We start from the raw sequence: 18,508 nt of genomic DNA on the forward strand, positions 1-18,508 counted from the left end.
GGCTGGGCCTATGCGGCCCGGGGCCGCCGCTTCGAGGGTCGGCCGCCGAGGCGTTCAAGGATGGCGGAGCTGTCCGGGGCGACGGCGGGCTCTTCGATGTAGTGCTTCTTGGTGATCGCCTTGTCGCCATGCCCGAGTTGAGCGGCTGCGCTGTCCGCGTCGACCTCGTTGCCGATGAGCGTGGCGACGGTCTTGCGGAAGGTGTGCGGCTTCACCCACTCCAAGCCGGCCTCGGCACGGGCCTGACGCCACTGCCGTCGGACGTTCTGCGGAGACAACCAGGTGCCGCGCCGGGACGCGAAGATCGCATCGAACGGGTTGTCGGCAGCAGAGACCTTCCGAGCCAGGAGCATGGCGACGGCGAACCGGGGCAGGACGAGCTTCCGGAAGCCAGCCTCGCTCTTGGTCCACTCCTGCCGGAAGAACCCCTTGCCCCGTACGTAGACGATCGTGCCGCAGATGGTCACCGTTGCCTGGTCAGCGGCAAGGTTGAGGTCCGCCCACCGCAAAGCGAGGATCTCTCCGATACGGGCGCCGGTGGCCAGCATCAGGTCGACGATGTCGGCCAGGTCCCCGGAGGGTCGTGGGCCGGACTTCCCGGGCTTGGGTTGCTGCCACTCCCGGATCGCCGCACGGACTTTCTCCAGCTGCTCCATGTCGAGCGCAACCACCTGTTGGCGCGGGTTACGCAGTCGTCCGGTGTCCCGGACCGGGTTGCTCGGCAGGGCTCCGTGGCGGACCGCCAATGCGAACATCTGACCGAGAACGACCTTGGCGCTTTTGGCCGCGGAAGGACGTTCTTGAGCCACCGCTCGGAGGAACTTGTCGATGCGGCCCACGCTTGCCTCTCGGAGACGGAGTGCTCCCATAGCCGGCACGATCGAGACCCTGACGCTGATCTCGTACCTGTCGAGGGTTTGCGGCGTGATCCGTTCCTCTGCCTTCACCTCCTCAAGCCACAGCTTGGCCAGTGTCTCGACGTGGGTCTCCCTCGTGATGTCGTCGTCGTTGGGCGCGACGCGATCACGAAGCTTCTCCTTCAACTTGCGGATCGCGGCTGGGCTGGTGGCGTCCGTGGCCTCGACGTCGCGGATCCTGCCGTCGTAGTCGCGGAAGCGAGCCCGGGCGCGGAACCGGTTGGGCCCGATTTCCTCGGTGCGGATCGTGCCGTAGGTACCAATGGGTAGAGGAGGTCGCGCCACGGCTCAGCGCTCCGGGTCGGTCTGGACGTCGAGCCAGCGTTCGACCTCGCTGCGCCGGTAGCGCAGCGTCCTGCCAACTCGAATGGCGCGCGGCCCCTTGCCCCGGCTGTGCCAGGCATAGAGAGTGTGCTTCGGCGTTCGGAGCCAGGTAGCGACGTCGTCCACGGTCATTAGCGGGTCGGGCCGCCATTCGGGCATGGGGTCGTTCATCGGCGGCCAGCCGGGCCGGACGGGCCACCGCGTGCACGGTTGGCGTGGTTCGCGGATGACCGGTGGCCGGTGCCGGTGTCCGGTCCGGCGTCGGGTTGTGGCACGCACGGATCAGTTGCCCTTTCGGCTGCCCGGCCCTGACCAGCCGGGGATGCGGTGACGCTGCCCCGACCTGGGTCAACGGCGCGCGTCGGCTGTCGCAACTGATTGATGTCCGACGTTGTGGAGTGGTCAAGCCGGATGTTCGCGACCGATCCGTTACGGGCGAGAGGCCGGCTGTCGACGGGGTGCCTCTGGGACTGCGGCATAGGCGTGGTGGGCCACGTCCGCCGACGAACGCTGACATATAGAGATACAGATTTCGGCCCGATTTTCGACATCAGCCTGTCGCCTCAGCCCCTTGAACAAGATCGATGCCAGGTTGAACAAGATCAGGATCAGCGACTCTGACCTGCAGGTTGTCGAAAATCGAGCCTAAATCTGTATCTATTAGTGCGGGCTCTTCCGCATCTGGTGACCTCGGCTTCGACCGGCCCCGCTGACGGCGCTGACACCCGTGACGGCTCACTCCCTCTATGAGGAGGATGGCCATCCGCGCCGGTCGAACTCGGGCTCACCGATCCGTCGTCTGTGGCGCCCGACTCCACGACGTCTCGCGGGGGGTCGGGCCAGTTGGAGGTGCTTCGCCTGATGAACCGCCACTCTGTGACACAAACGATTCTGCGACCGCGACCGCCGCCGGGCACCTTCGCCGGGGCGAGGGGTCTAACGAGACCTCCAACGAGCGGTCCAACGAGGCACCCAACGAGCCGGAGCACTCGCCTGACCGCGCCCCCTTGAACACAGCACCTGACCTGGTAGATGACGGTGCGGAGGACTGGTGGACCGGAACCGACTGATAAGAGGTATCACTTCATTAGGACCCAACATCCCGCGAGTCCACGCCCGCGCAGATTCTCCGCGGCATGCAAAGGTCAGCCGACTGAGCGTCGTGGTTCCGGGGTAACGGCGGTCACGACGCTCGACATCGGCTCTCCAACCCGCATGGCCATTACGCGTCGGCCGATCTCATCCGGCGTGGCTGCTTGATCGTCGTCGACTGGCGACCAGGAGACGAACAGCCGCCCAGCGAGGAGCACGCCTTCAATCGGGCCGTCTGGTCCGTGGATGATGCTCGTGACGACCGGGCTCGAGGTGATCGGCTCCGGTCCGAATGCGCGCAGTACATAGAGGCGCTGAGCGATCTCGCTGGGCGGTACGTCAACCCGTCTGCGTGCGTCACGTGCCGCAAGTAGGTCTGCGCGGACCTGATCGGCCCACGGGCCTTGGATTACACCGAATTTGATGCAGAGGGCGAGGTAGACGCACTTGAGTAGAGCGATTGACCAGCGCTTGTGCTCCGGGGTGTCGAACTCCATCTCAACGTTGCCGGCGGCCAGGATCTCGGCGTAGATCTCGTCCGACTTGCCCACCGGCAGGAGCACGTATTCGCCGTTCTCGGTCCAGCGCACCAGCATCCGGCCGGTCCGGCGCTTACCCCGCACCGTCTCTGATGCGAACCACGTCGTCAGCGCACCCTCGTACCAGTCGAGCAGGTCGGCCTCGACCCTACTGCCGAAGGAGTTGTTGCACGGCTTGCACGTCCAGGTCATCCCCTTCCCGCCGATACTTTCGGGCGGCACGTGCTCTTCCTCCGTTGCTTCCGGGCTGCCGCAGATCGGGCATGCGTCGAAACGCCGCGGCTGCAGTGCCTCGACCAGCTCTAGCTCGCCCTCCTCGACCGGCCCCGGCGTCTCGTTCTTCGCGTCGAGGCTTCGGCCGTTAGGAAGTTGGATGGAAATCGAGTCAGGTGCACGCTTTGCCATCCAACGAGGCTATCCGCTCGACTAACGCGATGCCGATCGCAATCTTTCGCCCTTGCCCCCGCCGAAGAGGACCGTGTCTAACGAGAGTCAGCGCCAAGCTTGGAGTGACCCGCCCATGCTCGAGGCGCCCACCCATCCTCTTTCAGCAAAATGGCGTCCTGTATCACTCTCCAACGTCCGATCTCGTAGTCGATTGTGTCGATTTGGAAGTGAAGCCCTTCGGCCGGCAAGTCAGGTGAGGTAATCGTATCGATCACGTCCATAATGCCCTCAGGATGCCCGTGAGCAGAGAGATACCGAAACGATGTGGAATAGACATTAGGAATAGGAGATGGGCGCAAACAAAGCTGCTGAGGTGTACCGACTGCCCAAGTCCAATCGATGTCATCGAAAGCGGGCCATCCCGGCGGCATCTGGACGGCAGCAGTACCTGATTGAAGTTCCTTGCGAAGGCGGTCGACTTGTAGTGCCGCCGAATTCACCCAATCCTCTGTCTTCGTGACCTCGGAAAGGGTTGTCGCGTCGATTGGCCATTTTATTTCCAAGCACAATCCGCGCCGGTGTGGTACGTCAACAGCTACGACATCTAGGTCCCCGGCCGCAGTCCGGTCGGAGCGGCGAGCACGAATTCGTTCGGCAACTACGACACCTGGAACTCCGGTGAACCAATCCTTCCATTTGACAGCCCGCGCGCCCTGGCGCTGGCCAATCGGCCCGTAACGGTTTGGATCGTACGCGGCGCCTCGGAGGATAATCCCATCGACAACCCTGGGGGTGATCAGCGGTGGGCACAGGATTATTGCTTCTCCAACCTCAACCAAGGGTGACGTTCGGCAAGATCGCCCCGGTCGGTAGGTGAGGCGCTCAATAAGGGTTTCAGTGTGGGACGGCTCGATATCTGGCCGCAGCTCCGCGATGGTCTCGAGTAGCCGTTCTCGCCTGAGGTTGACGAGCGTCACCTCTGTGCGCTTATAAATACGGGCCGCGGCCTCGCATAGGGAGGCGAAACCCATGACCACAGACAAAATCTTTTTTGCTTGACTGATCGTCAATCCTTGGTCTAGCAGAAAAGTGCCCGGAAGGTGCCCCTCGGGGAGAGCTTGACAGTAGGCCTCGATAGCGACCTCCGCTCGTTGCGAGGACGCTTGGAGTACATCGCTCGAAGGTAGCTCCCGCGAGCTGCCTAGCCGGCTTTTGATCCATCGCAACTCGACCGGAGTGATCTCCGGCAGGTCAACCGGAACTGACGTCGCCTCCAGAAACATGTCGGCTGCTTCGATAGCTGGGTCCCAGCACTGGCGAACACGGAACGCTTCACCCTGGCGCCGAACCTTGTAGCCACCGGCTCGTATGGTGCCGTGAAGGTTATCGAGCCTGGCAGCCTCCAGCGCGGCGCGGCATATCTCCAGCGCCGCTTGTTCCGTGCAAGGACCCTCGCCGAGCGGGATCTCAGCATGCCAGGTGATGATCTGAGCAAGGATCGACTCCCACGGCACGTCGGTGCGAACTCCTCGGTCGATCTCCATCGCACGAAGCCGTGTGGCGCACTGGAGCAGCAGCAGCACTCGACTCGGACCCGAGCGCCAACCGGGAAGGTCTCGTGCGACTTGACGCCGGCGACTTACGAGATCCAGCAACTCATCGTCGGGTCTCATGCTCGGGAACCCCCTTCGGCCGCACAACGCGATGAAACGCCCACAGAAGTTCAGACCAATGTAGAAGCGCGCCAAGGGCGGCGCAGTCAGTTTTAGGCAGTAGATAGATGTACGGTCGTCTGTAGACGTCGCGAGGCAGCAGGCCTGCGCGACGGATCCAGCTCAACCCCCGTGGTCGATTGACGCTGGCATAATGGCCGGCATGGATGAGCCGAGCCACGTCGACCATGATGACGACGACCAAGCTCGAGTAGCTCGCGCGGCGGATGAACTCGGCCTGGATGTCCCTCGTCGCTTCAAGTACCTCGGCTTAGGGCCTGACGGTAAATCTCATGCCATCTGCGAGGGAAACGCCGCCGACCTCCGGGCGACGGTGGCGATCCTGCGCCGCCTCGAAGGTAAGCCGGTCGAGGAATGTCTGACAGAACCCACGGACGCCGCGGGACCGCCGGTGGAGTGGGAGCCGCCGGCCGACTTTCACGACGCGGAAGCTTGGCTCGCCTACGTCGAGGAGCGAAGGCGGCACCCGGAATGGCCGCGGGTGTACAACGGTGCTGGTGACTGGGCCATTGGGTTAATAAGCGCTCTCCTCGGCACCGGTGGACTCACGGGCGTTGCTTGGGCGGCTGTTTCCGCCTACAACGTAAACCAGCGGCGGCGCATCGCGGAGTATGCCATCGATGCCGCAGAGAGGCAGGGAGCAAGGGTCAACCCCGAGGCAGTAATCCGAGCGTTCGTCGAAGGGCCACGTGCAGTCAATCAGCTGGAGGGGGACGACTGCTCCGACAACAGAGAAGAAACCCCACACGCGGAGTCAGAATGATGAGCTGACATGCTCGATATCATGCCTCTTGATATGACGCGGTGCACTGCTCCTCGTCCCGGAGCGCAAGCCGCGCGACCGCTCTCGACGCCAGCTCATGATGATGTCGACGTCAGCCGTCGACGTACGGTTGATGATCAAGATCGGCCGAACCGCCCTTCGTCTCTAGCCGTGCGAGTTCCGGATCGGCACGAGATGCATGGTGGTGGGGGCGAAGTCGCCTGCGGACGGTCATGCCTCCGGTCAGGTCGCTCGCGCAGCGCCGTTGCGCGATCGGACTGCCAGGGTGCCGCGACGCTTCTGATCGGTCCTATAGGAGGTCTTCCTTCCGCACTCCCGCGATGAACGGGGCGCGCTCGCTCGGAGTGAAGAACAGGATTGGGCCGTTCGGGTCTTTGCTGTCCCGCACCGCGAAGCCGCCGTCGGGCAAGTCGGCGACCTCCATGCAGTTGCTTTTGCTGCCTGCGAACGGCTGCCCTTGCGCCACGCCAGCTCGCTCTTTTTGATGTGGCCGTAGCCCTTGTCCTCAATCACTTTGTCTCCTTGGCTGCCGTAAACAACACGGGCATCAGCGCGTTCAGCAGATTTGGATTGAGGTGTGGCCGCACGGCAGCATGACGCGGACCATGCTCGTCGCCACCAGCGTGCCGTCCTGCACGTCGAAATCCAGTGGCTCGGCGTTGACCGCCTCGACTGCCTCGCCGCACGTGGGGCACTCGCCATGACTCTCGGCCCACGGTTGGTGATCCGAATGCGCCATGGCCTGCATCTGCCGTATCCGCGCGACCTCGGCCGCATGCTCCGCTGGCGTCTGCGGCGGATGGTGCTTCGGCTTAGTCATCAGAGCGTCTCCCAAGGTCTCTGCGCCGGCGCTGCATACCGCCGGAGCTCCGTCACCTCGTCGCTGTGATCCTCTCGCGGAATCGCGGTCAGCACATCCGCTGCGGCCATCGCCAGCGTGTGCACCGACCACGGCACGGTGCGGATCGCGTCCAGGGCGAGCGCTGCCGCGCCGCGGACATGCCCGGCTCGGGCGACCGAGAGCGCATAGTAGATCCGGGACTCGGCCAGCCACAGCGGCGTCTTTGCGAGGGCCTGCTCTGCCTCACGCTGGGCGCGTTCAGTGCCGGCCGGGTCGCCGACGCGCGCCTCGACGAAGATGTCGAAGTTCGCGGTTCGTGGCCCAGGCCCGGTTGGCCCGTCGTCGGGCAAGTCACCGATCAGGGCGCGCATCTCTCGAACCTGACTGCGGCCGCTGTCGATGTCGCCGGTCATCGCTGCGACTCCGGCGAGCGCGCACCGGGCCTCGAATCCGCCGAGCGTCGGCCGGTCGGTGACGGCGAGCGCCTCGGATGCTCGGTCGATTACCTGTTTGCGGCTCATGCCCTCGTAGACGCCGCGGGAGGCGGATCTGCCGAGGACGTACGTCTCGATTTCGGGGTCGCCAGACTTGCGGGCCAGCGCAGAGGCGGTGTGGTACCAGTCGAGCGCTGGACCGTAGTGGCCTTGGTTGCCCTGCCAAAGCCCGTACAACAGGCTCAGCATCGCCGCGGCGCGAACGTCATCGGTACGATGCTCGCTGCTGAGGGCTTGCCGGACGACCAGGAGCTTCGCGCCGACGGCCGCCCCGAATTCTGTGTCGGGTGCGAGGACCAGGCGTCGCTGCATTTCGGTGATCGTCGTGTCCCAGTCCTCCGGCTGCTCGATCGCATCCAGTAGCCCGAAGCGCAGGACCTCGTCGAGGGTGGCCCGAGATGTGGTGGCGGTGATGCTGGTGGCCGCGCTGAGCATCCAGGCGATGGCGTCTCGGCGTTGCACGGCGGCTACTCCCTTCCCCTCGACGAGGGATCGGAGCGCACCATGGGCGCCCAGGGCCGTGTCGAGAGCCTCGGCGTGGTGCGGCCGGATCGGACGCCTGCCCGTTTCCAGCATGCTGATCAGGGTGCGATCCATGCCGGCACGCTTGGCGAGCCCGGCGAGCGAATATCCGGCCGCCTCCCGCAATCTTCGCAGCATCCCGCCCGGTGTCGGATTGCCGCTGTCAACACCTGTCAACACTGTTCGGCCCTCCACCCTGCCTGATGGATTCACCGTAGGGCTGGTGATGGTGTCCGCGCTGCCCCTGCCATCCGAATCGGTGACGGCATCTGTCACCACATGTCAACAGGGGCGTACTGCACTCCCCACCGATCAGGCGACAGGCTCGGGTGTAGCGGTGGGCCGGCTCGTCGAGCGCCCCTCGTTCCCGGCCCGCCGCTGATCCAGAACTGAATCGGCGCGGAGGTGAATCGATGCACAGGAAGATCCGGCGGTGGTTTCGTCGCGACCGCTGCACGTGTGGCCTGCCGTGGCCATGCATGGAGTTGCGGCTCCGGGAGATCCGCCAGCGCCCTGCTGACCCCGCTCCGGCATGGGCTGACACGACCCAGGCCATGCCGCAGATCGGACGCCCCGGCGCGTTGACCCCCGCCCAGGTGTACCGGGCGAACAGAGGCCGATGATGCTGGTCCCCCGCACCGAGCACCAGCCACAACGCCCGTCCTGGGACTGCCGAGCATGCGGTGAGTCATGGCCGTGCGCCACCGCGAAGACCGAACTCGCAGAGCAGTACCAGCGATTCTTTGAAGGTCTTTCGCTCTACCTCGGCTCGTGCCTGATCGACGCGATCGACGACTGGGCGGCCGGCTCGGGCAGGCTGCCGTCGGACCTGTACGAGCGGTTCCTCGGCTGGTCGGACAAGCCTGGACTTGCGGCATGACAGCGGAAGAGGTCATCCGGCATGACGCAGGAAATGGAGCCGCTGGGAAGACCCGCTATGCGATACGACCGGAGACCACGATGACCGACGCGGCAGCCGACTCCGCATTGATGGGTGCTTGGGAGATCGCGCTCCGGATGGGCCTGTCGCGTCAGCGAGTCCAGCAACTCGCCGAACGCCCCGATTTCCCCGCCCCGGTGGCGTCACTGCGCATGGGACGGGTCTGGCGAACTGCCGAGATCGAGCTCTGGCTTCGCACCCACCGCGACCGACCTGCTGTTGAAACCGGACGATCTATCTGATTCCGGTGGTGGCGATGGGCCGGAACGCCCCCGGTTTACCCCTCGAAAACCAGCCCGAAGCGTTGATCGTTATCCACAACCATTGATCGGCACCCCAGGCGTCGAAGCAGTTCGATGCAACTCTTGATGACTACCGACAGTTCCTGTGGCTTGCTTGGCGACAAGCGTAGGTCGTCGGTTCGATTCCGACAGGCGGCTCCATGAAAGGCCCCGGGTCATCGACCCGGGGCCTTTTGCGTTTACTGATTCGGAAACAGCTTCATTGCAACGGCTTGAGGGCCGGCGACAGCACGAACGAGATCACCAGCAGCACCCCGACCGCCAGCAGCCCGCGGGCCACGCTCAGGTGGTCGCCGAGGAAACCGATCAGCGGCGGCCCGCCCAGGAAGGCGATGTAGCCGATCGAGGCGACCACCCCGACCCGCGGCGCGGCCTTCGCCGGATCGTCGGCGGCCGCGCTCATCCCGACCGGGAAGCCGAGCGACGCGCCGGCGCCCCAGAGCACCGCCCCGGCGAAGGCGACCGCCGGGTGCCCGCCGAGGGCGAAGAGCAGCAGGCCGCCCAGCCCGAGCACGGCGAGCGCCCGGACCACCGGGACCCGGCCGTAACGGTCCAGCAGGCCGGGGCCGTACCACCGGAAGATCGTCATGGCGGCCAGGAACACCGCGAAGGTCAGCGTGCCGATCGCCGCCGAGGTGCCGTAGTCGTCGATCATCGCGACGCTGATCCAGTCCACCCCGGCGCCCTCGGTGAACGCGAAGGCCAGCACGAACACGCCGATCATCAGGGTCCGCGGCTCCCGCCAGAAGGTGAAGATCCCGGATCCGGCCGGCTTCTCCTCGGCCGGGTCGGTCTCGTCCGGCCCGAACTTTCCGGCGGTCGCCGCGACGATCAGCACCGACGTCACCACCACCAAGATCAGGTGCCAGGTCACCGAGAGGCCGACGGCGACCGCGCCGGCCCCGAGGACCGCCCCGGCGACCGTGCCGACGCTGTATCCGGCGTGGAACCGCGGCATGATCGCCCGGCCCAGCCGGCGTTCCACCACCGCGCCCTGCACGTTCATCGCCACGTCCCAGGCGCCGGTGGCGAACCCGTAGCCGTAGAGGCCGATCACCACCGGGAGCACCCCGAACCGGTAGCCGACGGCGACCACGCTCAGCGCCAGCCCGAAGGTGAGGGCCATCGCGATGACCGTGCGCCGTGACCCGAACCGTTCCACCACGCGCCCGGCCAGCGGCAGCGAGGTGATCGAGCCGATCGCGCCGGCCAGCAGCACCAGCCCGAGCTGGGACGGGCTGAGCCCGAGCGCGTCGCGGATCTGCGGGATCCGGGAGGCGAAGGTGGCGATCGCCACGCCCAGGAAGATGAAGGCGAGGTAGACCGCACGGGTGGCCGCGCGCAGGTGCTGGTCGATGCTGATGATCACCGAAAGGACGCTACCGGGCGCCTGTCTAGACTGCTGTCCGTGCTGGGGGAACCGGAGTGGGACGTCGCGGTGATCGGGGCGGGTCCCGCCGGGCTGGCGGCCGCGCACGCCGCGGCGTCGGCGGGCGCGCGGACCGTGGTGCTGGAGCGCGCCGCGCACCCGCGGTACAAGACCTGCGGCGGCGGCCTGCTGGGCAGCTCGCTGCGGCTGAGCGCGGAGCGCCTGGCGACCGTCCCGGTCCGGGACACGATCAGCAGCATCACCTTCACCCTGAACGGGCGTCGCGAGTTCACCCGCACCGCGGCCGAGCCGCTGGTCTCGCTGGTCCGGCGGGACGACTTCGACCACGCCTGGTGCGCGGCCGCCGAGCAGGCCGGCGCGACCGTCCGCCAGCACACCCAGGTCCGCGCGATCGACCAGGACGAGCACCGGGTCACCGTGACGCTGGCCGACGGCTCGGCGGTGACCGCCCGGGTGGCGATCGGCGCGGACGGCTCGGCCGGGATCACCGGCCGGCACGTCGGCGTCGTCCTGGAGCAGCAGGACCTGGGCCTGGAGGTGGAGCTGGCGGCCACCCCCGAGGACCGGGAGCGCTGGCGCGGCCGGGTGCTGCTCGACTGGGGCCCGTTCCCCGGCTCCTACGGCTGGGTGTTCCCCAAGGACGACGAGCTCACCGTCGGCGTGATCATGGCGAAGGGGCACGGCGCCGAGACCAAGCGCTACCTGCGGGACTTCGTCGACCGGCTGGGGCTGGCCGACCGCCGGGTGCTGCGCGACTCCGGCCACCTGACCCGCTGCCGCGCGGCCGGCTCACCGGTGCGGGCCGGCCGGGTGCTGGTCGCCGGCGACGCGGCCGGCCTGCTCGAGCCGTGGACCCGCGAGGGGATCAGCTACGCGCTCCGGTCCGGGACGTGGGCCGGCGAGATCGCCGCCCATCATCAAGACCTTTCGGCGTACGACCGGAGAGTCGCCACCGAGCTGCAGCCCGAGATGATCGCCGGGCGCCGCCTGCTCGGGGCCTTCGGCCGGCATCCGTCGATCGTGCACACCGCGATGTCCAGCGCGCTCGGCTGGCGGGCGTTCCGCGGTTTCTGCCGCGGCGACTTCTCGATGGCCGGCGCGCTCGGCCGGCCCACGGTCCGGGCGGCGTTGCGCCTGCTGGGCAGCCGGCCGGCAGAGGTCCAGCCGGCCGCCGGTTAGCAGGAGCGCAGCTGCCAGGGCGTCCACTGCACCGCCGCGGCGAACCCGCCGCGCCGGGCGTCCCGGGCGCCGGCCGCGGAGAGCGGCCCCTCCTGATCGACACGCACCCCGGCGCCGATCAGCCTGGCTTCGTAGAACGATCCGCTCACACCGCGGCGGACCCGCTCCCAGAGGCCCCCCTCGACCAGCGCGCCGGCATGGCGGTGGAGTTGCTCGGCGAGCAGCTTGGGGTCCTCGTCGCAGCGGTCGCACCCGCAGACCGGCAGCGTCCGGGTCCACCATCGGCCGAGTCGCAGATGCAGGCTCGGCTCGGCGAACTGGATCGCCAGGGGCGCCGCGGTCGGGATGCGGGGGATGAGCCGGACGGTCCGCGCGAGCGCCTCGTCGAGCCCGAGCGGTTCCTTGGTCTCCCGGCGCTCCACCTGGTAGCGCTCGGTGAGCTCGTCCAGCAGGGTTTCGGCCGCCTCGTGCAGCGTGATGAAGCGGTCCGGATCGGTGGCGTGCTGGTTGCCGTCCACCAGTGCAGTATGCCGCGCTCGGCCCGCGGCACCTAGACGCTCCGGTGGGAACGGATTCACGCCCGGCCGAACTCGTCGGCCTTGACGCCGGCGACGAAGGCTTCCCAGGCCTCCCGGTTGAAGGCCAGTGGGTCGGCGTCGACATTCTTGGAGTCGCGGATCAGGAACACCTCACCGACCCGCGCCACCTCGACACACGCTCCGCTGGCGCATCGTCTGCTCCGTCGCCACTGCGTCTTTTCCCTGGTCGTTTTGATCATGTCTGTGCACCTCCGTGACGGTTCGCATCCACGGTATGCGACAGAACCGGCCCCGGACGATCGGCGACATGAGTGAAAACGAAAGGACGCCGCTTATCTCACGAATTGTGAGTTATGCGGCGCTCGTTGTTGATGAAATATGTATTTTGTGAGTATTTTGATCGGCCCGCTCCCGGAACGGGGAACGGGCCGACAGGAGCCTTCAGAAACGGAATTCGCCCGCGTTGACGCCCTCGACGAACGCATCCCATTCGGCCTTCGTGAAGGACAGGGCGGCGGCCTCCGGGTTCTTCGAGTCACGGATCAGGTACGTGTCGTCGACTTTCGCGACCTCGACGCAGGTCGACGTGCCGCACCGGCTGCTCTTCCGCCATGCGGGCGCGTTCAGCTTGTCCATCTGGGAACTCTCCACAGGTTGATGCCGTGCCCGGCGTCGGACACGGCGTGCTTTTTTCTATGTGCGCCCAAGGCGATCGGTTCTGTTGCCGTTTTCCAGGGCTGGCCGAGGGAAGGTGATCGTGTCTCTTCGTCTGCGGCTTCGAGCCGGACCCGGGGGAAGTGCGCGCGTTGTATCGCGCCGGCTTCGGGATCCGTGTGCATGACAACGCCGAGTGACCGGCTCGTCTCGGTGATGACCGGAAGGTCGGTGAGGTCGTCCCGCCCCCGGGTCACCGGGAGCGCGAGCCGTGCCTGTCGCCGCGCGACAGTGGGTGAGACACCCTCAGCCATGGGACCTTCATCGTTGAAGTAGTCGAACCGAGTGGTGGAGCTAGTCACTTTGCTACCTCGCTGACTGCCGGGTGGCGGACCGCCCGGTGTCAGTCAGCGAGGTCGCGGACATCCTAGTACTGTCCTATCAGAACGAGACGTGCCAGGCGGGGTTTTGGTTCGATTGCCCCGTGTCACCCGTTAGGAAAATGCCATCCGGCCTGGTCAGGCCGCAGCCAGTCCATAACCCCACGGGGTACGCCGACCGTCCTCCATGGCGCGGCGCAGCGCGCGGCCGACCTGATTGAAGACTCGGACGTCGCTCGACGAGTACAGCACCACCGCGGACCCGTGGTACTGCGCGTGCAATTCCCAGCGTCGTGGCTCCCGCCAGAAGAACGCCAGGAACGGGGCGGTGATCGCGAGGAAGCCGATCACATAGAGTGTCGGGTCCGCCAGCAGGGTCCACGCGGCGCCGACCGCCAGGAGCGCCCCGGCGGCGAGGTGCGGAGCGTAGGGCCGGGTCCGCGCCGGCGTCTGGACCAGTCCGACGTGGCGCAGATCGGCGACGGCGAAGCTCAGGGAGGCCGGCGAGGTGTGCCAGGTGAACAGCGCCTCGGTGACCTCAGCGTCCGACCCACGGTAGTAGGTCCTGGTGCCGCGTGTGCTCATGGCGCACTCCCTCTCGCGATACCTTGCGAGGAGGAGACGCCGAGGCCACCATTGGCGCAAGAGACGCATCCGCCTCGCTCGTGCAACAGAAGCGCGGTAGAGGCGGACAACGGCACCCGTTTGCCGCCGGGTGCCGTTGCTTGTCTCTCCCTCCAACTCCGCCCTGTTGCTCTACGCTCAGTGAAGCACGCCACGTTCCGGTCCGCCACCGCGCAGACTGCCATGTTGCAGATTACGGAAGAGCCGGTCACCGGCCGGGCGTGTGTCGCCCGGCACCCGCGACGAACGGTTTCGTCGCTCCATCGACCGGGTAGGCCAACCGTGAAAGCCGCGACGAACCTGTATTTCCGCAGGTAGGGGAGGGCGAAACCGGATGGAGAACCGTCTGAGGGTCGCGGGGCAGACCGTGCAACCGGTATTGGTGATGTTCCCGCTGGGCCTGTTCGCGATGGCCGTTTTATTCGACATTGCCGATTTGCTCGGGGGCCCTACCATCTTGGGCGCACTGGCCTACTGGAACATCGTGGCCGGCCTGGTCGTCGGCGTGCCCGCGATGCTGGCCGGGGCGATCGAGGTGATGCTGCTGCGCCGCCCGCAGGCGCGCCGGCTGGGTGCGCTCCGCACCCTGATCAACATGGGTGTCCTGGTCGCCTTCGCGGTGATCCTGATGGTCCGGATCCGGGCCGCCGACCGGGTCGCCGGTGGCGGGCTCTTCCTGGTCGAGCTGCTCGCCCTGGGTCTGGCCGGGTTCGGCGCCTGGTTCGCCGGTGAGCTGGCCAACGGCCGCGCCCCGGCCTTCGCCCGGGCCGCCGCCGGCCCGCGCGATTACTGACCCTTCTCCAGTTTCTGGATCTGGTCGTCGATGAAGGCGAGCGTCGCTGCCTCGTCGGCGGCCTCGTCCCAGATCTTGTCGAACCGGGCCCGGTGCTTGCCGGTGACGTCCCGGTCCTCGTTCAGCTCGTCGCCGAGCCCGGTCTCCCGGTAGAGGACCTCGCCCTCGCCCAGCGTGAGCAGGTCGAACATGGCGTTGTTGGTGACCGCCGCGTCCAGCGTGAACGGCACCATCCGGATCGTGACGGTGTTCTCCGCGGCCAGCCGGCGCAGCTCGCTCAGCTGCTCGGCGAAGACCACCGGGCCGCCGATGGTGCGCCGCAGCACCGACTCGTCCAGCATCACCAGGATCCGCACCTCGCCGGACGCCGCCCGGCCGAGCAACGCGTCCCGGCGCAGCTGGCGGGCCGCGATCCGGCGCTCGCGCTGGCTGTCGCTGAGCTCGTCCTCGTACCGGGTCATCAGCGCCGCCGCGTACGCCGGGGTCTGCAGCGGGCCGGGGACGAAGTACACCGAGTAGGACCGCATCTGGGCGGCCTCGATCTCGTACTCGATCAGTTTGCGGGTGGCGTCGGTCAGGTTCTCCCGGAACTCGGGTGCCTGGTACCACGCCTGCCGTTGGCGTTTGCGTGCGATCCGGGCGTCGGCGATCAGGTCGGCGATCGTCGACCTCTCCTTGATGCCGAGGTAGGTGAGCAGCGGCCGCAGGTCGTTCGGCGAGATCGAGACGTCACCGTTCTCGATCCGGATCACCTTGCTGAGCGACCACTCCATCTCCTCGGCGACCTGCAGCTGCGTCAGGTCGGCTCGTTCCCGCGCCTCGCGGAGCGCGAGCCGGACGCGCCGGCGCGCGACGGTGGGTGAATCACCCTCAGGCATGAATCCTTCAACGTCAGGTCGTGGGTCGTCCCGGCGGCGGGGTGCCGTCGAGACCGTTACTTATTACTGTCCTATCAGAACAGCGATGGCAAGCGCTCGGTAGGCGCGGCCACACCCTGAGTGTGGCGTCCGGTGGGCGAGGGCCGAACGGCCGGGGCCCACATGGAAGCGGCACCCGGTTGCCGCCGGGTGCCGAACTGCTCCCTGCTACGCATCCGCCCGCGTAGCTCTGGAAATCCAGTCAAGCACGCCATCCGGCTGTCCGCCACCACACAGAGTGCCATGCTGCAGGTTGCTTGGCGGCTTTTCATCGCCAAGCACCCGAACTGACCGATATTCGATCATTCGCAGGCCGGAAGACGGAACGGCGCCGGACCCGCTGGGGTCCGGCGCCGTCTGCTTCCCGGTACGACGATCAGCGCCGCCAGGTGCGCGTCGACGTCGTCGTCACGTTGCCCGCGCGGTCGTAGGCGCGCAGCGTGACCTTGAACTTCTTGCCGTACTTCTTGGTGTTCACGGTGAACGAGTAGCCGGCCTTGTAGTCGGTGGCGACGACCTTGCCGTTGATCAGCAGCTGGACCTTGGCGACGCCGTTCCGGTCGCTCGCCGCCGCCTTGACCTTCACCTTGCCCTTGACCTTGGCCTTGTTCTTCGGGGCCTTGGTCACCGTGAGCTTCGGCTTGGTGTTGTCCACGGTCACGTAACGGCTGACGTAGTTGTGCTGGCCGAAACCGTCGGACAGGGCCCAGGTGAACTCGTACCGCCCGTCGGTGGTGACCGGGACGTAGCCGGTGAGCTTGCCGGCCTGGTTCCCGGTCGCCGGGCCGACGACCGTGCCGGGCTCCAGGTAGCCACTGAAGGTGATCCGGTCGGTGACGGAGATCGCGGTCCACACCTTCTTGCCGCGCACCAGCGCGCCGTTCTGCGGCGCGAGCCAGGTGACGGCCGGCCCGGAGCGGTCGATGTAGATGGTCTCGGTCCGGCTGGACTCGTTCCCCAAGGTGTCCCGGGCCAGCACCTTCACCGTGTGCGCGCCCTCCGCGCCCAGGTCGCCCCAGAGTCCGGGCACCTGGCCGTGCGAGACGCCGTCCCACAGCACGTCGTACCGATCGACTCCGTCAGGGTCGGTCACCCGGATGGTCAGGCCGTCGTCCCGGCCCTGGATGACTCCCGGCACCTGCGAGGTGATCTCGATCGTCGGTCCCGAGTCGTCCGCGAAGGCGGCCGTGCCGCCGGCGAAGACCAGGGAAGTGGATAGTGCCGCGACCGCGGCAGCGCGAAGTGTCTTCGACATCGCATCCCCCATGCGTGATTGGTGGGGAAACCCTACGTCCGCCGGTCAAGCTTGTCGATCTCGGGTGGGCACCGCCGGTCCACTCTGGAGGGCGCCGGTCAGCAGGTCGCCGTGGGTCTCGGCGCGGTGCAGGGCCTCGGCGGCGGTGAACTGGCGGGCCTCGGCGTCGCCGGTGGCCATGGCCTCGGTCTCCGCCCAGGTCAGCGGGGTCGACGCGGTCGGCGACTGGCCGGCGCGCAGGGAGTAGGGGGTGACGGTGGTCTTGGCGGCGTTGTTCTGGCTCCAGTCGATGAAGATCTTGCCGGGGCGCAGCTGCTTGGCCATCTTCGCGGTGATCGAGCCGGGGACCAGCCGGGCCAGCTCCTCGGCGATCCGCTTGGCGTACCCGGAGACCAGGTCGGCGCTCTGCGTGCCGGAGATCGGGCAGCACAGCTGCATGCCCTTCTTGCCGGACGTCTTCGGGTAGGCGGCGATGCCGTCCTCGGCCAGCCGGTCGCGCATCAGCACGGCGACCGCGCAGCACTCGGTGAGCCCGGCCGGCGCGCCCGGATCCAGGTCGACCACCAGCAGGTCCGGGTCGGCGCCGATCCGCCACTGCGGGGTGTGCAGCTCGATCGCGGCCAGGTTGGCCAGCCAGACCAGGGTGGGCAGCTCGTCGACGACCACGAAGTCGACGGTCTCCCGGCTCTTGGTCGACCCGGGGACGGGCAGGGTCTCCAGGCGGACCCAGGACGGGGTGCCCGCGGGTTTGTTCTTCTCGAAGAAGTGCGCGCCGTCCACGCCGTTCGGGTAACGGATCCGGGTGACCGCACGGTCGCGCAGGTGCGGCAGCATCACCGGGGCGATCCGGGTGTAGTAGTCGATCACCTCGGCCTTGGTGAACCCGGCCGCCGGGTACATCAGCTTGTCGAGGTTGGAGAGCTCGACCTCGCGGTCCTCGATCCGGACCACGAAACGGTCACGAGGCATCGTCGGAACACTCCGCGGGTCTCTTGTCGTCACGCAACCGGAGGAAGCGCGGGAAGCGGAGACGGCGGTCCGGGGTCTGGTTCCCGTACCGGATCTCGGCGACCAGCTCCGGTCGTACCCACAACGCTCCTTTGGCATCCGCGCGCGGCACCGCGCCGGGAGCGAACGGCGAATCCGGGGTGGCGAGCGGCGTCAGCCGCGAGAGCAGGTCCTTCTCGGCCGCGGCGCCGATCCCGCCGCCCACCCGGCCGCGGAAGGCCAGGCCCGCCGCGGTGGGCACGCCGATCAGCAGCCCGCCCAGCTTGCGGGCGCCGGGCCGCCAGCCGCCGATCACGTAGTCGCCGGTGCGGTCGAACTTGACCTTGATCCAGTCGGGGGAGCGGAGGCCGGGCAGGTAGACCGAATCGGAGCGCTTGGCCATCACGCCCTCGAGGCGGTTCTCCCGGGCGGCGGCCTCGGTGGCCGGGCCGTCGCCGAACGACGGCGGCACCATCCAGCGGGACCCGGCCAGGTCCAGCTCCTCCAGGCGCTCGCGGCGGGCCAGGTAGGGCAGGCCGGTGTAGTCCATGCCGTCCAGGCAGAGCAGGTCGAAGATCAGGTAGGTGGCCGGGAGGGTGGCGGCGAGCCGGGCCGCCCGCTGCTGGTCCCGGACGTGCATCCGCTCGGCCAGCGCGGTGAACGAGGGCCGGCCGGCCGCGTCGAAGCAGACCATCTCGCCGTCCAGCAGGGTGCCCTCGGGCAGGTGCAGGTCGGTGATCTCCGGGTAGGCCGCGGTCACCACCGCGCCGGACCGGGCGAACAGCTCCGGCGGCCCGCCGCTGAACAGGGCGAGGACGCGGACGCCGTCCCACTTGAATTCATAACTCCAGTCCGCGCCCACGGGAAGCCGGCCCGCGGTCGCGAGCATCGGGGACAGCGGTGATCCCGGCACCC

21 protein-coding genes are annotated in these 18,508 nt (G+C 67.5%); 5 read left to right on the forward strand and 16 right to left on the reverse strand.

Features of this window, described 5'->3' with window-relative positions; genetic code table 11:
• Positions 1-8 precede the first annotated feature (8 nt).
• The 4 genes from BJY16_RS09920 to BJY16_RS09935 all read right to left on the reverse strand — a co-directional run bounded on the left by BJY16_RS09920 (position 9) and on the right by BJY16_RS09935 (position 4,842).
• Entirely contained in the window at positions 9-1,202 is a 1,194-nt protein-coding gene (locus BJY16_RS09920; RefSeq protein WP_185038916.1) for a tyrosine-type recombinase/integrase, read from the reverse strand.
• 3 nt (positions 1,203-1,205) lie between these two features.
• Complete coding sequence (locus BJY16_RS09925; protein WP_185038918.1) at positions 1,206-1,412, reverse strand: helix-turn-helix transcriptional regulator; 207 nt, start codon at positions 1,410-1,412, stop codon at positions 1,206-1,208.
• Positions 1,413-2,386: 974 nt separating this feature from the next.
• Positions 2,387-3,277 carry an HNH endonuclease gene (locus BJY16_RS09930; RefSeq protein WP_185038920.1) on the reverse strand — a complete coding sequence of 297 codons (891 nt, stop codon included), beginning with the start codon at positions 3,275-3,277 and terminating at the stop codon, positions 2,387-2,389.
• 77 nt (positions 3,278-3,354) lie between these two features.
• Positions 3,355-4,842, reverse strand: coding sequence for a hypothetical protein (locus BJY16_RS09935; RefSeq protein ID WP_185038922.1), 1,488 nt, complete (start codon positions 4,840-4,842; stop codon positions 3,355-3,357).
• Between the two features lie 292 nt (positions 4,843-5,134).
• On the opposite strand from BJY16_RS09935, the gene BJY16_RS09940 reads away from it, so the two are divergent.
• Positions 5,135-5,755, forward strand: a complete 621-nt coding sequence (locus tag BJY16_RS09940; RefSeq protein ID WP_185038924.1) for a hypothetical protein — start codon at positions 5,135-5,137, stop codon at positions 5,753-5,755.
• Between the two features lie 310 nt (positions 5,756-6,065).
• Here the strand turns inward: BJY16_RS09940 and BJY16_RS47025 are convergent, their stop codons facing one another.
• The 3 genes from BJY16_RS47025 to BJY16_RS09950 all read right to left on the reverse strand — a co-directional run bounded on the left by BJY16_RS47025 (position 6,066) and on the right by BJY16_RS09950 (position 7,771).
• Complete coding sequence (locus tag BJY16_RS47025; protein ID WP_239177139.1) at positions 6,066-6,242, reverse strand: DUF397 domain-containing protein; 177 nt, start codon at positions 6,240-6,242, stop codon at positions 6,066-6,068.
• 90 nt (positions 6,243-6,332) lie between these two features.
• Positions 6,333-6,596 carry a hypothetical protein gene (locus BJY16_RS47030; RefSeq protein ID WP_239177141.1) on the reverse strand — a complete coding sequence of 88 codons (264 nt, stop codon included), beginning with the start codon at positions 6,594-6,596 and terminating at the stop codon, positions 6,333-6,335.
• Positions 6,596-7,771 (reverse strand): helix-turn-helix domain-containing protein, encoded by a 1,176-nt coding sequence (locus BJY16_RS09950; protein ID WP_203758974.1) that lies wholly within the window; start codon positions 7,769-7,771, stop codon positions 6,596-6,598. The genes BJY16_RS47030 and BJY16_RS09950 overlap by 1 nt, the downstream gene beginning before the upstream one ends.
• Before the next feature lie 481 nt (positions 7,772-8,252).
• On the opposite strand from BJY16_RS09950, the gene BJY16_RS09955 reads away from it, so the two are divergent.
• Together BJY16_RS09955 and BJY16_RS48335 are read left to right on the forward strand one after the other, a co-directional pair.
• Positions 8,253-8,513: a cupin domain-containing protein gene (locus BJY16_RS09955; RefSeq protein ID WP_239177143.1), complete on the forward strand. Its 261-nt coding sequence runs from the start codon at positions 8,253-8,255 to the stop codon at positions 8,511-8,513.
• A complete protein-coding gene (locus BJY16_RS48335) occupies positions 8,510-8,815 on the forward strand; it encodes a hypothetical protein (protein ID WP_307835714.1) in 306 nt (101 codons plus the stop codon). Before BJY16_RS09955 ends, BJY16_RS48335 begins: the two co-directional genes overlap by 4 nt.
• A gap of 259 nt (positions 8,816-9,074) precedes the next feature.
• Here BJY16_RS48335 and BJY16_RS09965 read toward each other — a convergent pair whose 3' ends face one another.
• Complete coding sequence (locus BJY16_RS09965; RefSeq protein WP_185038928.1) at positions 9,075-10,244, reverse strand: MFS transporter; 1,170 nt, start codon at positions 10,242-10,244, stop codon at positions 9,075-9,077.
• 39 nt (positions 10,245-10,283) lie between these two features.
• Here BJY16_RS09965 and BJY16_RS09970 point away from each other — a divergent pair, with 39 nt between their 5' ends.
• Entirely contained in the window at positions 10,284-11,444 is a 1,161-nt protein-coding gene (locus BJY16_RS09970) for a geranylgeranyl reductase family protein (RefSeq protein ID WP_239177144.1), read from the forward strand.
• Here BJY16_RS09970 and BJY16_RS09975 read toward each other — a convergent pair.
• The 4 genes from BJY16_RS09975 to BJY16_RS09990 form a co-directional block, all read right to left on the reverse strand.
• Entirely contained in the window at positions 11,441-11,962 is a 522-nt protein-coding gene (locus BJY16_RS09975; RefSeq protein ID WP_239177154.1) for a DUF6226 family protein, read from the reverse strand. The genes BJY16_RS09970 and BJY16_RS09975 overlap by 4 nt on opposite strands.
• 56 nt (positions 11,963-12,018) lie before the next feature.
• A complete protein-coding gene (locus BJY16_RS09980) occupies positions 12,019-12,222 on the reverse strand; it encodes a DUF397 domain-containing protein (RefSeq protein ID WP_185038933.1) in 204 nt (67 codons plus the stop codon).
• Between the two features lie 202 nt (positions 12,223-12,424).
• On the reverse strand, positions 12,425-12,619 hold the full coding sequence (locus BJY16_RS09985) for a DUF397 domain-containing protein (RefSeq protein WP_185038935.1): 195 nt from the start codon (positions 12,617-12,619) through the stop codon (positions 12,425-12,427).
• A 536-nt stretch (positions 12,620-13,155) separates the two neighbouring features.
• Positions 13,156-13,602, reverse strand: coding sequence for a DUF6232 family protein (locus tag BJY16_RS09990; protein WP_185038937.1), 447 nt, complete (start codon positions 13,600-13,602; stop codon positions 13,156-13,158).
• Positions 13,603-13,975: 373 nt separating this feature from the next.
• Between BJY16_RS09990 and BJY16_RS09995 the strand changes: the two genes are divergently transcribed.
• Positions 13,976-14,434, forward strand: a complete 459-nt coding sequence (locus BJY16_RS09995) for a DUF2231 domain-containing protein (protein WP_185038939.1) — start codon at positions 13,976-13,978, stop codon at positions 14,432-14,434.
• Here BJY16_RS09995 and BJY16_RS10000 read toward each other — a convergent pair.
• The 4 genes from BJY16_RS10000 to BJY16_RS10015 form a co-directional block, all read right to left on the reverse strand.
• The gene (locus BJY16_RS10000; RefSeq protein ID WP_185038941.1) at positions 14,428-15,312 is read right to left on the reverse strand and encodes a helix-turn-helix domain-containing protein; all 885 of its coding nucleotides are present in this window, start codon (positions 15,310-15,312) and stop codon (positions 14,428-14,430) included. The two genes, BJY16_RS09995 and BJY16_RS10000, sit on opposite strands and share 7 nt — an antisense overlap.
• A 415-nt stretch (positions 15,313-15,727) precedes the next feature.
• Positions 15,728-16,606 (reverse strand): Ig-like domain-containing protein, encoded by an 879-nt coding sequence (locus BJY16_RS10005; RefSeq protein WP_185038943.1) that lies wholly within the window; start codon positions 16,604-16,606, stop codon positions 15,728-15,730.
• 45 nt (positions 16,607-16,651) lie between these two features.
• The gene (gene ligD, locus BJY16_RS10010; protein WP_185038945.1) at positions 16,652-17,575 is read right to left on the reverse strand and encodes a non-homologous end-joining DNA ligase; all 924 of its coding nucleotides are present in this window, start codon (positions 17,573-17,575) and stop codon (positions 16,652-16,654) included.
• The gene (locus tag BJY16_RS10015) at positions 17,565-18,506 is read right to left on the reverse strand and encodes an ATP-dependent DNA ligase (RefSeq protein WP_185038947.1); all 942 of its coding nucleotides are present in this window, start codon (positions 18,504-18,506) and stop codon (positions 17,565-17,567) included. The genes ligD and BJY16_RS10015 overlap by 11 nt, the downstream gene beginning before the upstream one ends.
• Between the last annotated feature and the right edge of the window lie 2 nt (positions 18,507-18,508).

It is taken from the genome of Actinoplanes octamycinicus (assembly GCF_014205225.1).
In the GTDB taxonomy this organism is placed as follows: domain Bacteria; phylum Actinomycetota; class Actinomycetes; order Mycobacteriales; family Micromonosporaceae; genus Actinoplanes; species Actinoplanes octamycinicus.